The organism is Paraburkholderia ferrariae NBRC 106233, from assembly GCF_000685035.1.
Taxonomy (GTDB): Bacteria; Pseudomonadota; Gammaproteobacteria; order Burkholderiales; family Burkholderiaceae; genus Paraburkholderia; species Paraburkholderia ferrariae.
Map to the genome: position 1 here is coordinate 1 of NZ_BAYB01000050.1, position 15,121 is coordinate 15,121.

The following is a 15,121-nucleotide window of genomic DNA, read 5'->3' on the forward strand; positions in this document are numbered from 1 at the left end:
GGCGCGGCGGCGCTCCGCGCATGACCTGCGGCACCCGCGGCCCCCACGGCGCCCGGCCGCGCTGCCGCGCCCGTATCGCGCGGCGCGGCAACCGTCATGGCGAGTTCGAAAAGACCGTCCCAGGCATCGGGCGGCAGCGCATTGCGCCATTCGCCGCGTGCCTGCGCGGAAAGCCCCTTCACCTGGCGGTCGAGGCGCGCCGCCAGCGTCAGCCCTCGCTCCAGCGTCGCTTCGGTGAGGCGCGCCAGCGCCGGGCCGATGAGCCGCTCGCGCGGCCCCCAGACGCGGTTCTCGCGCAACAGCACGGCAAGCGGCTTGCCCGCGCCGACGCCGCGCTTGACGCGCAGCAGCGTGCGGATTTCCTCGACCACGGCCCACAACACCAGCACCGAAGCCTCGCCCTCGCCGCGCAGCCCGTCGAGCATGCGCGCGAGCCGTCCGACATCGCCGGTCAGCATCGCTTCGTTGAGCTTGAAAACGTCGTAGCGGGCCACGTTGAGCACGGCATCGTGAATCTGCTCGAAGCTCAACACGCCCTGCGGATACAGCAGGCCGAGTTTCTGGATTTCCTGATGCGCCGCGAGCAGATTGCCTTCCACCCGCTCCGCCACGAACTGCAGCGCACGCCGGCCGTCTTCGCCGGGCGCCACGCGCTGCCCCTGCTGCGCGAGACGCTGGCCGATCCAGTTGGGCAGTTGCGCGCGCTCGACCGGATCGACCTTCAGCGCAACGCCGCTTTCCGCGAGCGCCGTGAACCAGGCCGACTTCTGCGTGGCCGCGTCGAGCCGCGGCAGCGTGACGAGCGTGAGCACGTCGGGGTTCGCCGCGGCGGCCGATCCGGCAAGCGTCTTGAGCGCCTCCGCGCCTTCCTTGCCGGGCTTGCCCGAGGGAATGCGCAGCTCGACCAGTTGGCGATCGCCGAAGAGCGACATCGACTGGCTCGCGCCGAGGAGCGAGCTCCAGTCGAAGCCCCGCTCCACCGTGAACACCGAGCGGTCGGTATAGCCTGCCGCGCGCGCAGCCGCACGAATGCGGTCGCACGCCTCCTGGGCGAGCAGATGCTCGTCGCCGTAGACGACGTAGAGGCCGGCAAGGCCCTTCGCGAGGTGCGGTTCGAGTGCGTCGAGTCGCAGTTGCATGGAGGAATGGCGCCCGTTCGGGAATGCTGCGGATCAGAGCGGCGGCGGCGGCAGCGGCGCGCGCGGCGCGACGCCCGGCACCACCTGGTCCGGCGTGGGATGCAGGGTCTTCACGACCGCCAGCCGGCGCGTGAGCTGATCGACTGCGTCGTTCTGCATGTCCGCGAACAGCAGGTCGGATTCGGTCACCTTCGCCGTGGAGTACTGGTCGCTATAGGTCATGGCGCGATTGAGCGCGATCGTGCTCGGGCGGATCAGCACCGAACCGTCCTGCGCAGTCAGCGTGTAGTTCAACGAGTAGTTGACCTGGTATTCCTCGACCACGCCCAGGTAATTGAGCGTGAGCGTGCTGAAGCCGCGCGCTTCCGAAACGTGCAGCACCGCGTCGGCATTGGACGGCGATTGAACGACAACCGAGTCGCTGCCGCCCTCGATCATGCGCGTGAGGCGCGCGGCAACAGGCGCCGCCGCGCCGACGATGGCAAGGCGCTTGAACGCGTAGTTCTGCTCGCCGCGCAGCTGGAATCCGCACGCGGAGAGCACCAGCGCACTGCCTGCCAGTAACAGAAACGATCTGCGAATCACATGAGCTCCCGGGTTCGCGACAGGTTCGTGGCGAGAGCGGGCCGCCGTGGAGGCCGCCCTCGCCGCATCGGATCACACCGCGTCAGACCACCACGTTCACGAGACGGCCCGGCACGACGATGATCTTCTTCGGCGCACGGCCTTCGGCAAACTTCGCGACCATCTCGTGCGCGAGCGCAGCCGCTTCGATCGCGGCCTTGTCCGCCTCCTTCGCGACCGTCACGGCGCCGCGCACCTTGCCGTTCACCTGCAGCACGAGTTCGATCTCGGCCTGCTCCAGCGCCTTTTCGTCGACCTTCGGCCAGGGCGCGTCGAGCAGCGTGCCGAATTCGTCCGCATAGCCGAGTTCCTGCCAGAGCTGGAACGTGAGGTGCGGCACCACCGGATACAGCGCGCGCAGCAGCACGCCAAAGGTTTCGCGCTGCACGCCTGCGCCGGCTCCCCTGGCGTTTTCGATCGCGTTGAGCATCTTCATGGCCGCCGAAACGACGGTGTTGTACTGCAGACGCTGATAGTCGAAGTCGGCCTGCTTGAGCACGCTATAGACTTCGCGGCGCAGCGCCTTTTCGACGTCCGTGAGCGTGGCCGCGTCAAACGAGGCGCGCGACTGGATCGCCCCGGCGTTCGCGTAGCCGAAGGCCCACACGCGGCGCAGGAAGCGGCTCGCGCCTTCCACGCCCGCGCCCGACCATTCGAGCTGCTGCTCGGGCGGCGCCGCGAACATCGTGAACAGACGCGCGGTGTCCGCGCCGTACTGATCGATCAGCACCTGCGGATCGACGCCGTTGTTCTTCGACTTCGACATCTTTTCGATGCCGCCCAGCACCACGGGCTGGCCGTCGCCATTGAGCGTGGCGCCGACCGGGCGGCCCTTGTCGTCGTGCGTGACGCTCACGTCGGCCGGGTTGTACCAGGTCTTCTTGCCCGACGCGTCTTCGCGATAGAACGTTTCGTTGAGCACCATGCCCTGGGTAAGCAGGTTCTTCGCCGGCTCGCCGAACTTCACGAGGCCGAGGTCGCGCGAGACCTTCGCCCAGAAGCGCGAATACAAGAGGTGAAGAATGGCGTGCTCGATACCGCCGATGTACTGGTCCATCGGCATCCAGTAGTCGGTGCGCGCGTCCACCATGGTCGCAGCGTCGGGCGCCGCGTAGCGGTAGAAGTACCACGACGAATCGACGAAGGTGTCCATCGTGTCGGTTTCGCGCTTCGCGTCGGCGCCGCATTTCGGGCACTTGCAGTTCAGGAACGCCTCGGACTTCGCGAGCGGGTTGCCCGTGCCGTCCGGCACGAGGTCTTCCGGCAGCACCACGGGCAGATCCTGCTCGGGCACCGGCACGTCGCCGCAGCTCGGGCAATGGATGATGGGGATCGGCGTGCCCCAGTAGCGCTGGCGCGAGATGCCCCAGTCGCGCAGGCGCCACGTGACCTGCTTGTCGCCGAAGCCGTGCGCCTTCAAGTCCGCCGCGACCGCGTCCACGGCCTGCTGGTAGTGCAGGCCGTCGAACTTGCCGCTATTGATGCAGACCGCGCGCTCCTTGTCGCCGTACCACTCCTGCCAGCCGTCGAGCGAGTAGGTCTCGCCTTCCACCGCGATCACCTGTTTGATCGGCAGGTCGTACTTCTTCGCGAACGCGAAGTCGCGCTCGTCGTGGCCCGGCACGCCCATCACGGCGCCTTCGCCGTAGCTCATGAGCACGTAGTTGCCGATCCACACCGGCACGGCTTCGTTCGTGATCGGGTGCGTCACGGTGAAGCCCGTGGCGACGCCCTTTTTCTCCATCGTCGCGACGTCGGCTTCGGCCACGCCGCCGCGCTTGCATTCGTCGATGAACGCCTGCAGTTCCGGCCGGCCCTCTGCGAGACGCGTGGCGAGCGGATGCTCGGCGGCGATCGCGGCGAAGGTCACGCCCATGATGGTATCGGCGCGCGTGGTGAACACGCGCAGCAGCTTCTGCTCGCCGTCGAGCTCATACGGGAAGCCGAAGTTCACGCCGAAGCTCTTGCCGATCCAGTTCTGCTGCATGATCTTCACGCGCTCGGGCCAGCCGAGGCCGCCGAGGTCGTTCAGCAGTTCGTCGGCGTACTGCGTGATGCGCAGGTAGTACATCGGGATTTCGCGCTTTTCCACGAGCGCGCCCGAGCGCCAGCCGCGGCCGTCGATCACCTGCTCGTTGGCGAGCACGGTCTGGTCGACGGGGTCCCAGTTCACCGTGCCGGTCTTCTTGTAGGCGATGCCCTTCTCCAGCATCTTCAGGAAGAACCACTGGTTCCACTTGTAGTAGTCGGGCTTGCAGGTGGCGATTTCGCGCGACCAGTCGATCGCGAGACCCATCGCCTTCATCTGGCCCTTCATGTACTCGATGTTGTCGTAGGTCCAGCGGGCCGGCGGCACGCCGTTGGCCATCGCGGCGTTTTCGGCGGGCATGCCGAACGCGTCCCAGCCCATCGGCATGAGCGTGTTGTAGCCGTTCATGCGCAAATAACGGTACATCACGTCGTTGATCGTGTAGTTCCGCACGTGGCCCATGTGCAGCTTGCCCGACGGGTACGGCAGCATCGAGACGCAATAGAACTTGGGCTTGTCGGCCTTCTCGGCCGTCCGGTAGGCGTCAGTGGCGCGCCATTCGCCTTGCGCGGCGGATTCGACGTCGGAGGGAACGTATTTTTCGAGCATGGTGTGGATGGGGAATCGCAAATTCGGGCGGATTCGGCGCCGGACGCACCGGACGGCGATTCGTGGAACCGGCTGGTGGCAGTGGCCTTTCTGGGCCCTTTTTACAGGGAAACGCTGATTATACCGTTGAGTACCGTTGAGTCGGCCGTGCTTTCCGCCTGGCGGGATTCGGGCGCGGCTCAAGGCGCCATGCGGCACGGCGCGGGGCCCGCGGCGCCGCTCAAGGCTTGCCCGCGGCGGGCGGCTCGGTCACGAAGCCGATGCGCTCGAGTCCCGCCTGCTGGGCCGCCCCCATGACCTGGGCGATCACCTCGTAGCGCGTTTCGCGCGCGGCGCGCAACTGCAGATCGGGCTGGGCGTCTTCGGCGGCTTTGCCGGCCGCCGCGAAGCGCGCGCGCATCTCGTCGAGCGAGATCGGCTGGGCGTTCCAGTAGAGCTTGCCGGCGGCGTCGATGGAAAGCGTGACGGTTTGCGGCGTCTGCCGCGCCGGCTCGGCGGCCACCTGCGGCAGATCGAGACGGATGGCGTGCGTGAAGAGCGGCGCGGTGATGATGAAGATGACGAGCAGCACCAGCATGACGTCGATGAGCGGCGTCATGTTGATCTCGGCCATGGGTGCCGAGTCGCGCTTCCTTTCGAGTCCGCCGAATGCCATCGGATGCTCCTTCGCGTGACTGCCGTGCCGCGTTCAGTCGGGGTCCGACTCGAGCGCGGCCTCGCGGCGCGGCGCGGCGCCGGCGGCCGGGCAGACGTAGGCGTGCAGATCGTGCGCGAAGCCGTCGAGGTCGTCGCCGAGCTGGCGCGCAAGCCGGCCGAGCACGTTGTAGGCGAGCACCGCCGGAATCGCCACGACGAGGCCGAAGGCCGTCATGATGAGCGCCTCGCCCACGGGGCCGGCCACGTTCTCGATCTGCGCCTGGCCGCTCGCCGCGATGCTGCCGAGCGCGTGATAGATGCCCCAGACGGTGCCGAGCAGCCCCACGAACGGCGCCGTGCTGCCCACCGAGGCAAGCAGCACCTGGCCGAATTCGAGGCGCCGCTGCGAGGCCTGAAGCGCGCCGCGCAGCGCGCGCAGCACGCGCTCGCCGCGCTCGACCTTCGCGAGCATCGCACCGGACGGATCGGCCTCGGCGGCCGCAAGCGCCGCTTCGGCGAGCGGCAGGAACACGCGCTCCCGGTCGGCGCGGCGCATGAGCGCCACGCCGTCGGCGAGCGTGCGGGCCTGCCAGAACTGCGCGAGCGCGCGCGGCCCCTGGCGCTTCGCCCGCGCGAGCACCCAGCTCTTGACGATCAGGAAGCACCAGCTCGCGATCGACATCGCCAGCAACACCCACGCAACCGCGTGCGTGACGGCGTCGCTCGATTGCAGATAGTGGATGACTCCGGTACCCGCTGCCATCGGACCTCGCTATCCGGTTTTCCGGCTGTTGTGCCTGAATGCCGCCCGAGCCGGCCTGAGCCCGCTCGGGCGCCGGGCTCAGCGCAGGCCGAGCACGTCCTGCATATCGTACAGCCCGCGCGGCTTGTCTTCGAGAAAGCGCGCGGCGCGCACGCTGCCTTGCGCGTAGGAGAGGCGGCTCGACGACTTGTGCGTGATCTCGATGCGCTCGCCCGTGCCGGCGAACAGAACCGTATGGTCGCCGACGATGTCGCCGCCGCGAATCGCCGAAAACCCGATCGTCGAGGGATCGCGCTCGCCCGTCACGCCGTGGCGGCCGTACACGGCGCAATCGTCGAGGCTGCGGCCGAGCGCGTGCGCCACGGCTTCGCCCATCGCGAGCGCCGTGCCCGAAGGCGCATCGACCTTGTGGCGATGGTGCGCCTCGATGATCTCGATGTCGTAGCCGGTTTCGAAGAAGCGCGCCGCGTATTCGAGCAGCTTGAGCGTGACATTCACGCCTACGCTCATGTTGGCCGCAAAAACGATGCCGATCTGCTCCGCGGCGGTGGCGAGCTGGGCCTTCTGCGGCGCGTCGAAGCCCGTCGTGCCGATCACCATCTTCACGCCGTGCCGCCGTGCCGCTTCCAGATGGACGAGCGTGGCTTCGGGGCGCGTGAAGTCGATGAGGCAATCGCTTTGCGCGAACACCGCTTCGATGTCGTCGGTGATCCGCACGCCCGCGTCCTTGCCGAGGAACGCGCCCGCGTCCTGCCCGACGGCCGCCGAGCCCTTGCGCACCAGCGCGCCGGACAGTGTCGCATCGGGCGAGTTCAGGACGGTTTCGATGAGCATGCGGCCCATGCGGCCCGACGCTCCGGCGATTGCGATTTTCATGGATCTTCCCGAAACGAAAGCGCGGCCCCGGCAAAACCGGCGCTGCGAAAAAAATACGGCGGCCCGAAGCCGCCGGCGAGGCGCGCAGCGGGAGCCGGACTTCAGGCGGCTCGCGCGTTGCGCGACAGGCTTAATCGATGGACAGCCGGATCAGCTGCCCATTCCCGCGGCACCCGAGGCGGGCACGGTCGGCGGCGCGGTGAGCGGCGAGTTCAGCGAGGGCGACGGCGGCGCCGCGTTGGTGTCGCCGGTGCCCTGCGCGCCCGGCGCCGGGCCGACCGGGTTCGACTGCACGCCCTGGATCTGCGGCGGCGGCGGACGGCGCAGCTGGACCTGCGACGGCATCGAGCCCACGTTCGGCGGCAGTGCCGTCGAAGGCGGCGTGTTGGCGCGCACCGAAGGCGTCACGCTGGACGGCATCTGCACGGCTTCCGTGGCGCGGTTGGCCGCCGCGGCGGCCTGCACGTTCGGATCCTGCGGGAGCGCGGCCGTGGCGGCGCCCAGTTCGGACGTGGGCGTGCGCGCCGTGTCGGGAACGGCCGGGCGGGTTGCCGTGGTGGCGGCGGTAGCTCCCGACGCTGCGGCAGCCGATGCTGCGGCAGTCGCAGAGGCGGCGGCGGCCGCCTCCGCAGCGGCCTTCTTCCTGCTGCCGCGGTCGCCGTCGATTTCGGCCAGCAGCTCGAGGTTCGACGGCAGATCTTCGCCGCCCGACCAGCTCGCCACGGTATCGCCCTCGAACAGCACGACGAAGTCGCGCTGCTGAACCACGGCCGTCGAGCCGCGCTTGAAGTAGAAAACGTAGTCCCAGCGGTTGGTGTGGAACATGTCGGCGAGGAGCGGCGTGCCGAGCAGCTGGCGCACCTCGGCGCGCGACATGCCCACACGCATCTGCGCCGCGGCTTCCTTCGAAACGAAGTTGCCCTGCACGATCGTGATCCGGTACGGCGTAATGCTTTGTGCGATGCGCTGCGTCAGGCTGTCGTAAGTCGAGCAGCCGGAAAGCCCCGAAAGTGCTGCTGCGGCCAGCAGGGTGCAAGCCAGGGCGCTCGAAAGACGGCCGCCCCGGCCGATCGTTTTGGATTCTGGAATCATTTCCCTCACCGTGCGGGCTAGTCTCGAAGCCGCGCTAGTTTTCCGTCGAAGTTCTGTCAAAGATGACCGGAACAGCAAACCGCATTAACATTAGAACCCAGCATTGTACTCCAGGGACTTATAGTCATGACCAATCCAGCCGATCTCAAGAACATCGGACTCAAGGCGACGCTGCCTCGCCTCAAGATCCTGGAGATTTTTCAGCACAGCCCAGTACGCCATCTCACGGCCGAAGACGTGTATCGCAACCTGCTGAACGAGGATCTCGATATCGGGCTCGCCACCGTGTATCGCGTGCTCACGCAGTTCGAGCAGGCGGGGCTCCTCACGCGCAGCAACTTCGAATCGGGCAAGGCGGTGTTCGAGCTGAACGAGGGCAGCCACCACGACCACCTGGTCTGCCTCGACTGCGGGCTCGTGGAGGAATTCTTCGACCCCGAAATCGAAAAACGCCAGCAGATGATCGCCAACGAGCGCGGCTTCAAGCTCCAGGAGCACGCTCTGGCGCTGTACGGCGCCTGCACGAAGGAAAACTGCCCGCACCGCAAGCACTGAGCGCGGCGCGGCTTTTCCCGCACGAAAAACGCAAGACGCCACGGCCATGCCGTGGCGTCTTGCTATGGGAAACCGCTGGACTAGCTGCGCGGGGCTTCGATCACCGCTTCGGCCATCGTTTCGGCCATCGTTTCGGCCATCGTTTCGGCCATCGTTTCGGCCATCGTTTCGGGCATCGTTTCGGGCATCTTTTCGGGCATAGCGTCGGCCACTGCATCGGCCGCCCCCGCGGGTTCGAGCCGCCAAAACTCATCCAGAGCGATCTCGTCGCAATTGTGACCGGCGCCGCCGCGGTCGATCACGACAAAGTCGCTCACCCCGCCAAAGGCGAGCAGCGGATGGTGCCAGACCCCGCGCGCGTAGTTCACCCCCTGCCCCGCCTCGGCCCAGAACGCCCGCAGGCGCGCCGGATCGAATTCGCCCGCGGGCGCGACCACTACGGCGTAGCCCGCGCCGGCCAGCGGCACGAACGCCTGGCTGCCCAGCGGATGGCGCTCCATCATGGCGATCTCCACCGGCCACGCGCGCGGCTGGGCGCGGAACACGTTCACGATGGGCCGGCCGCCCGACTCGCTCACGTCGATCGTGGCCAGGTCGTGATAGCGCTCGGTCGTGCCGCCGTTGATCGGATAGTGGCGCGCGCCGGCTGTCTCGATCACGTCGCCGAACGGTGCAAATGCCGCGCGCGTAAGCGGCTCAAGACACAGAATCTTCATCGCCGTCTCCTTTGTATCAGCGCGAAATCCATCCGGGATCAGTGCGCGTGCGCCGGGTTGCCGCCGGCGGCGAAGCCGTCGGCCTCCGCATCGCCTTCGCCCGCGGGCACGTAGCGGAAACCCTCGTCGAAGTCGAGCACGCGTTTCGCGCGGACCCGGTCGATGTCGTGCTCCCACACCGCCACCACCACGGTCGCGACGCAGTTGCCGATCAGATTGGTCAGCGCGCGGGCAATGCCGACGAACCAGTCCACCGGCAGGATCAGCACGAGACCCAGCACGGGGATGGCGGGAATGGCGGAAAGCGTCGCCGCGAGAATCACGATGGCCGAGCCGGGAATGCCGTGCGCGCCCTTCGAAGTCACCAGCGAGACGAGCACGACCACGATGAGGTCATGGAGCGACAGCGGCGTATTCGTGGCCTGGGCGATGAAGATCACCGCGAGCGTGAGGTAGATCGAGAAGCCGTCGAGGTTGAACGAATAGCCGGTGGGGATCACGAGGCCCACCGTGGAATCCTTCACGCCCATCCATTCGAGCTTGCGCATGACCTGGGGCAGCACCGCATCCGACGAAGCCGTGCCGAGCACGATGGAAAGCTCCTCGCGCAGATAGCGGATCAGCTTGAACACGTTGAAGCCCGCCAGCCGCATCACGATGCCGAGCACGACGGCAACGAACACGATACAGCTTGCATAGAACACCACCACCAGCAGGCCGAGCTGCTTGAGCGAGGCGACGCCGTAGGTGCCCGTGGTAAAAGCAATCGCGCCGAGCACGCCGAGCGGCGCCAGCTTGATGATGAAGCCCATCACGCGGAAGAACACCTGCGCGAGTTCGTCGATGAGGTTGTTTACGCGCTGCGCCTTCGGGCCGAGCAGCGAAAGCGCGCTGCCGAAGAGCACCGAGAACACGAGAATCTGCAGGATGTCGCCCTTCGCGAAGGCGTCGATCGCCGTGTCCGGAATGATCTTGAGCAGGAAGCCGGCGGTGTCCTTGAGGTTCTTCGCATGCTCCGTGTAGGTGGCGAGCGAGGCGGCATCGAGCGAGTGCAGGTTGACGTTCATGCCCGCGCCCGGACGCGTGGCGTAGGCGAGCACGGCGCCGATCACGAGCGCAACGGTCGTCATCGCTTCGAAGTAGACCACCGACTTCAGGCCGACGCGCCCCACCTTGCGCAGGTCGCCCGCGTGAGCCATGCCGCTCACCACCACGCAGAACACGATCGGCCCGATGACCATCTTGATGAGTTTCAGGAAGCCATCGCCAAGCGGCCGCAGCGCCTGCCCAAAATGGGGAAATATCGCGCCGACCGCGATACCGACCACCAGCGCGATCATCACGCGCCCGAACAACGAATTGAAGAACTTCGACACGTCTTTCTCCCGGTTGCAGGCTAACTGTTCATACTGGTCTGACCAGTGATGTTATGGTGGATAGTAGGAAGCCGATATACCGGCGTCAAGAAAGTCCAATTACTTGTTTACCCGCAGATCCGGCCCCATCGGACCAGTCGCCCGATGCATCCCCGCTGCCGCGGACTACAATACCGGTCAGACCACGGGAGCCAGCTCGCTCTCACGAGCCCTCATGAAGAACGTTCCGCACACCGTTACCGACGCCGCCGTTGCCACGATCCGCGAGCGGATCGAAGGCGGCCTGTACCCGGTCGGCAGCCTGCTGCCCGCCCAGCGCCAGCTATCCGAAGAACTGGCGATCAGCCGCGCGTCGCTGCGCGAGGCGCTCTCCACGCTCGAAGCGTTAGGCATGCTGACGATCCGCGCGGGCAAGGGCGTTTATGTGACGAGCGCCGAGGCGTCGAGCCCGCACCCGTGGCGCTTCGCCGACCAGTCCTCGCCGCCCGACACGTATCAGATGCGCTATGCGCTCGAAGGGTTCGCCGCGCGCATGGCGGCGCTCGCGATCGGCGACAGCGACATCGTGTGGCTCGAGCAGAATCTCGACACGCTGCACGAGGCTCTCGCCTGCGACGAACTGGACGAAGCCGCGCAACTCGACTTCGACTTCCACATGCGGATCGTGAACATTGCCGGCAACGCGGCCATCGAATCGATTCTGCGCAGCAGCGCCGACATCATGAAGGAGAGCCAGCGCATGCCGTTCTACCGGCGCGAACTGGTGCTCTCTACGCATCGCGAGCATGGGCTCATCGTCGCGGCGCTGAAGGCGCGCGACTGCGCGGCGGCTGGCGAGGCGATCGAACGGCATATTGCCAACGCGGCGCAGCGTGCGGGGGTGTATTTTCCTACGCCGCCGCTGGCCGGTTCGCGAAGTCTCCATCCTTGATGCAGCCTGGCGAAACACCCTCAAATTAGACGCTTTCATTAAAATTTAGTTATGCTATCAATTGATGAAGCGACCTGGGCGAATGGTGTTCAGCGCGCGCAGTTCCGATTGCATCCGGGAGGTATCACCTGGCTAGCAACACTTGCCCGTATCGTGAAGCTATGGCCGCGGTATCGCGCGAAGTAGACAGAAGCCCAGGCGACGGGCCAATACTGTTCAGCAAAGCCCTTTCCGAAGATATCGAACGGCATAGCAGGTGAGATGCCAACCCCAAAAACAAAAATGCCGCCCGGTGTTTAACCGAACGGCATTCACCCCGCCCCGCAGGGCGGTTTTTCCGAAACTGCGCGTGCTTACCTGGCGTTCGCGAGCGCGACAGCCGTGTCCAGCATGCGGTTCGAGAAGCCCCACTCGTTGTCGTACCAGCTCGACACCTTCACGAGACGGCCCGACACCTTCGTGAGCGTTGCGTCGAACGTCGACGAAGCCGGGTTGTGGTTGAAGTCCACCGAAACGAGCGGTGCCTCGTTGTAGCCGAGGATGCCCTTGAGCGCGCCTTCCGAAGCTTCCTTCATGATGGCGTTGACTTCTTCCACCGTCGTGTCGCGCCTGGCGATGAACGACAGATCGACGATCGAGACGTTGATGGTCGGGACGCGGATCGCGTAGCCGTCCAGCTTGCCGTTCAGTTCCGGCAGCACGAGGCCGACGGCCGAAGCCGCGCCCGTCTTCGTCGGGATCTGGCTGTGCGTGGCCGAGCGCGCGCGGCGCAGGTCTTCGTGGTACACGTCGGTCAGGACCTGGTCGTTCGTGTACGCGTGGATCGTGGTCATGAGACCCGTTTCCAGACCGATCTTGTCGTTCAGCGGCTTGACGAGCGGTGCGAGGCAGTTGGTCGTGCACGATGCGTTCGAGATGACCGTGTCCGACGCCTTCAGCACGTGGTGGTTCACGCCGTAGACGATCGTCGCGTCGACGTCCTTGCCGCCCGGCGCCGAGATGATGACCTTCTTCGCGCCGCCCTTGATGTGCGCGCTCGCCTTTTCCTTGGTCGTGAAGAAGCCCGTGCACTCCAGCACGACGTCGACGCCCAGCTCGCCCCACGGCAGTTCGGCCGGGTTGCGGTTGGCCAGCACGCGGATCTTGTCGCCGTTCACGACGAGGTAGTCGCCGTCCACCGAAACTTCGCCCGGGAACTTGCCGTGGGCCGTGTCGTATTGCGTCAGATGCGCGTTGGTCTTCGCGTCACCCAGGTCGTTGATCGCGACGATCTGGATGTCGTGCTTCTTGCCGTTCTCGTAGAAGGCGCGAAGCGTGTTGCGGCCGATACGGCCGTAGCCGTTGATTGCGACGCGAATGGTCATGGTTTATCTCCTGATGGCTGAAAAATCTGATACCGGTGCCGCCTGTGCCATGCCCGCCGGGGCAGCGGGCGGGCGCATGCGGCAGCGGGCCCGCGCATCGGTGCCTCTTCAGGCGGGCCCGCAAAGCCTGTTTAGTTGTCGAGCGCGGCCTTCGCCGTGGCGACAACGTGTTCGACCGTGAAGCCAAAGTGCTTGAACAGCACGCCGGCCGGGGCCGACTCGCCGAACGTGTCGATGCCCACCACGCCGCCTTCGAGGCCCACGTACTTGCGCCAGAAGTCGGTCTGCGCCGCTTCGATCGCCACGCGGCGCACGCCCTTCGGCAGCACGCGCTCGCGGTACTCGGCGTCCTGGCGGTCGAACACGTTGGTCGAGGGCATCGACACCACGCGCGCGCCAATGCCTTCGCGCTGCAGCGACTCGACGGCCTTCATCGCGAGTTCGACTTCCGAGCCCGTGGCGATCAGGATGATCTTGCGGCTCGGGATGTCGTCGTTCCAGTCCTTGAGGACGTAGCCGCCCTTCGCGATGTTCTCGATCTGCGCGTCGGTGCGCTCGTTGAACTGCAGGTTCTGGCGGCTGAACACCAGCGACGACGGGCCTTGATGCGCAATCGCCTCGGTCCAGGCCACCGCGGTTTCGACGGTGTCGGCCGGACGCCACAGCGTCATGTTCGGGATCAGGCGCAGGCTCGGAACCTGTTCGATCGACTGGTGCGTCGGGCCGTCTTCACCCAGACCGATCGAATCGTGCGTGAACACGAAGATCGACGGGCACTTCATCAGCGCGGCCACGCGCAGCGCGTTGCGGCTGTAGTCCGAGAACGTGAGGAAGGTGCCGCCGAACGGGCGATAGCCGCCGTGCAGCACGATCCCGTTGATGGCCGCGCTCATGCCGAACTCGCGCACGCCGTAGTTGATGTGGTTGCCCCACTGGATGCCCGTCTCGCCGGCCTTCGGTGCGCGCACCGGCTTCGAGGCCTTCCAGTTCGTGAGGTTCGAGCCGGTCAGGTCGGCCGAGCCGCCCAGCAGCTCGGGCAGCACTGCCGCGAGCCCTTCGATGGTCTGCTGCGAGGCCTTGCGGGTCGCAACGGTTTCCTTGCGCGCGTCGGCGCCGGCGATGATTTCCGCGGCTTTCTGCGCCCAGTCGGCCGGCAGCCTGTCGGCCATGCGGCGCTCGAATTCGGCGGCTTCCTGCGGGTACTTCGACTGGTACTGCGCGAACACTTCGTTCCAGGCGCCTTCGAATTTCGCGCCCGCGGCCTTCGCGTCCCAGTCGGCATAGACTTCCTGCGGCACGACGAACGGCTCCCACTTCCAGCCGGCCGCCGCGCGCCATTTGGCGATTTCCTCGCCGCCGAGCGCCGAGCCGTGCACGTCGTGGCTGCCCTGCTTCGTGGGCGCGCCCTTGCCGATCACGGTCTTGCAGCAGATCAGCGTGGGCTTGTCCGAAGCCTTCGCCTTCTGGATGGCCGCATCGACCGCGTCCACGTCGTGGCCGTCCACGTGCGGGATCACGTTCCAGCCGTAGGCTTCGAAGCGCTCCGGCGTGTTGTCGTGGAACCAGTTCACCACGTCGCCGTCGATCGAGATGCCGTTGTCGTCGTAGAACGCAATCAGCTTGTTCAGCTTGAGCGTGCCGGCGAGCGAGCAGGCTTCGTGCGAGATGCCCTCCATCAGGCAGCCGTCGCCGACGAACACGTAGGTGTGGTGATCGACGATCTTCGCGTCGGCCTTGTTGAATTCGGCCGCGAGCAGCGCTTCGGCCAGCGCCATGCCCACCGCGTTCGCGAGACCCTGGCCGAGCGGGCCCGTGGTCGTCTCGACGCCCGGCGTGATGCCGTATTCCGGGTGGCCCGGCGTCTTCGAATGCAACTGGCGGAAGTTCTTCAGCTCTTCGATCGGGAGGTCGTAGCCGGTCAGGTGCAGGAGCGAGTACAGCAGCATCGAGCCATGGCCGTTCGACAGCACGAAGCGGTCGCGGTCGTTCCAGTGCGGGTTCGCCGGGTTGTGGCGCAGATGCCGCGACCACAGGGCGACGGCGATCTCGGCCATGCCCATGGGCATGCCGGGGTGGCCGGAGTTCGCTTGCTGAACGGCGTCCATGGACAGCGCGCGGATCGCGTTGGCCATCAACGAGGTGGTTGCGGGGGAGGCGGAGGACGGGGTCGTCATGTCGAGTCCGGGGAACGAGTGCAAAAAGCGGCGTGGAGGCCCGTCAAACGGCGGGGCGCACACAGCAGCGCGGTGAATCCGGAGGCTCGGCAAAACGGCTGCTCCGGCGCACGGTGCGGCGCCAGGAGACGCGGTACGGCCAGAGCAAACGGAAGGGGCTGCAAAGCGCAATATTCTAGCAGATCGTGGGGATTATCCCTGGCTGTCAGAGCGGCGCGCGGGGGCCGCCGGACTTCG

General features: G+C 66.5%; 12 protein-coding genes and 1 pseudogene. 2 read left to right on the forward strand and 11 right to left on the reverse strand.

What is annotated here, in order from left to right; genetic code table 11:
• The 7 genes from holA to bamE form a co-directional block, all read right to left on the reverse strand.
• Nucleotides 1-1,139: DNA polymerase III subunit delta (gene holA, locus BFE01S_RS41285; protein WP_042339606.1), on the reverse strand; the 1,139-nt coding region annotated here is incomplete at its 3' end.
• 33 nt (nt 1,140-1,172) lie between these two features.
• The gene (locus BFE01S_RS33730; protein WP_028229289.1) at nt 1,173-1,724 is read right to left on the reverse strand and encodes an LPS-assembly lipoprotein LptE; all 552 of its coding nucleotides are present in this window, start codon (nt 1,722-1,724) and stop codon (nt 1,173-1,175) included.
• Nucleotides 1,725-1,806: 82 nt separating this feature from the next.
• Nucleotides 1,807-4,401 (reverse strand): leucine--tRNA ligase, encoded by a 2,595-nt coding sequence (gene leuS, locus BFE01S_RS33735; RefSeq protein WP_028229290.1) that lies wholly within the window; start codon nt 4,399-4,401, stop codon nt 1,807-1,809.
• Between the two features lie 220 nt (nt 4,402-4,621).
• Nucleotides 4,622-5,056 carry an ExbD/TolR family protein gene (locus tag BFE01S_RS33740; protein ID WP_028229291.1) on the reverse strand — a complete coding sequence of 145 codons (435 nt, stop codon included), beginning with the start codon at nt 5,054-5,056 and terminating at the stop codon, nt 4,622-4,624.
• Nucleotides 5,057-5,089: 33 nt separating this feature from the next.
• On the reverse strand, nt 5,090-5,800 hold the full coding sequence (locus BFE01S_RS33745) for a MotA/TolQ/ExbB proton channel family protein (protein WP_028229292.1): 711 nt from the start codon (nt 5,798-5,800) through the stop codon (nt 5,090-5,092).
• Nucleotides 5,801-5,878: 78 nt separating this feature from the next.
• The gene (gene dapB / locus BFE01S_RS33750; RefSeq protein ID WP_028229293.1) at nt 5,879-6,676 is read right to left on the reverse strand and encodes a 4-hydroxy-tetrahydrodipicolinate reductase; all 798 of its coding nucleotides are present in this window, start codon (nt 6,674-6,676) and stop codon (nt 5,879-5,881) included.
• Nucleotides 6,677-6,826: 150 nt separating this feature from the next.
• Nucleotides 6,827-7,768 (reverse strand): outer membrane protein assembly factor BamE, encoded by a 942-nt coding sequence (gene bamE, locus BFE01S_RS33755; protein ID WP_028229294.1) that lies wholly within the window; start codon nt 7,766-7,768, stop codon nt 6,827-6,829.
• Between the two features lie 126 nt (nt 7,769-7,894).
• Here bamE and fur point away from each other — a divergent pair, with 126 nt between their 5' ends.
• Nucleotides 7,895-8,323, forward strand: a complete 429-nt coding sequence (fur, locus tag BFE01S_RS33760) for a ferric iron uptake transcriptional regulator (RefSeq protein WP_028229295.1) — start codon at nt 7,895-7,897, stop codon at nt 8,321-8,323.
• 209 nt (nt 8,324-8,532) lie between these two features.
• On the opposite strand, the pseudogene BFE01S_RS41290 reads toward fur, so the two are convergent.
• Together BFE01S_RS41290 and BFE01S_RS33770 are read right to left on the reverse strand one after the other, a co-directional pair.
• Nucleotides 8,533-9,039: pseudogene (locus BFE01S_RS41290) on the reverse strand (ureidoglycolate lyase); the annotation flags it as partial.
• Between the two features lie 38 nt (nt 9,040-9,077).
• Entirely contained in the window at nt 9,078-10,415 is a 1,338-nt protein-coding gene (locus BFE01S_RS33770) for a C4-dicarboxylate transporter DctA (RefSeq protein ID WP_028229296.1), read from the reverse strand.
• A 214-nt stretch (nt 10,416-10,629) separates the two neighbouring features.
• On the opposite strand from BFE01S_RS33770, the gene BFE01S_RS33775 reads away from it, so the two are divergent.
• Nucleotides 10,630-11,346, forward strand: a complete 717-nt coding sequence (locus BFE01S_RS33775) for a FadR/GntR family transcriptional regulator (RefSeq protein WP_028229297.1) — start codon at nt 10,630-10,632, stop codon at nt 11,344-11,346.
• Nucleotides 11,347-11,699: 353 nt separating this feature from the next.
• Here the strand turns inward: BFE01S_RS33775 and gap are convergent, their stop codons facing one another.
• Both gap and tkt read right to left on the reverse strand, forming a co-directional pair.
• Nucleotides 11,700-12,710, reverse strand: coding sequence for a type I glyceraldehyde-3-phosphate dehydrogenase (gene gap / locus BFE01S_RS33780; RefSeq protein ID WP_028229298.1), 1,011 nt, complete (start codon nt 12,708-12,710; stop codon nt 11,700-11,702).
• Nucleotides 12,711-12,841: 131 nt separating this feature from the next.
• A complete protein-coding gene (tkt, locus tag BFE01S_RS33785; RefSeq protein ID WP_042339610.1) occupies nt 12,842-14,884 on the reverse strand; it encodes a transketolase in 2,043 nt (680 codons plus the stop codon).
• Nucleotides 14,885-15,121: the final 237 nt, after the last annotated feature.

Excerpts from the sequence above, each read along its gene's own strand:
- leuS (WP_028229290.1), bottom strand. The coding sequence starts at position 4,401 with ATGCTCGAAAAATACGTTCCCTCCGACGTCGAATCCGCCGCGCAAGGC.
- BFE01S_RS33740 (WP_028229291.1), bottom strand. The coding sequence starts at position 5,056 with ATGGCATTCGGCGGACTCGAAAGGAAGCGCGACTCGGCACCCATGGCC.
- BFE01S_RS33745 (WP_028229292.1), bottom strand. The coding sequence starts at position 5,800 with ATGGCAGCGGGTACCGGAGTCATCCACTATCTGCAATCGAGCGACGCC.
- dapB (WP_028229293.1), bottom strand. The coding sequence starts at position 6,676 with ATGAAAATCGCAATCGCCGGAGCGTCGGGCCGCATGGGCCGCATGCTC.
- bamE (WP_028229294.1), bottom strand. The coding sequence starts at position 7,768 with ATGATTCCAGAATCCAAAACGATCGGCCGGGGCGGCCGTCTTTCGAGC.
- fur (WP_028229295.1), top strand. The coding sequence starts at position 7,895 with ATGACCAATCCAGCCGATCTCAAGAACATCGGACTCAAGGCGACGCTG.
- BFE01S_RS33775 (WP_028229297.1), top strand. The coding sequence starts at position 10,630 with ATGAAGAACGTTCCGCACACCGTTACCGACGCCGCCGTTGCCACGATC.
- gap (WP_028229298.1), bottom strand. The coding sequence starts at position 12,710 with ATGACCATTCGCGTCGCAATCAACGGCTACGGCCGTATCGGCCGCAAC.
- tkt (WP_042339610.1), bottom strand. The coding sequence starts at position 14,884 with ATGACGACCCCGTCCTCCGCCTCCCCCGCAACCACCTCGTTGATGGCC.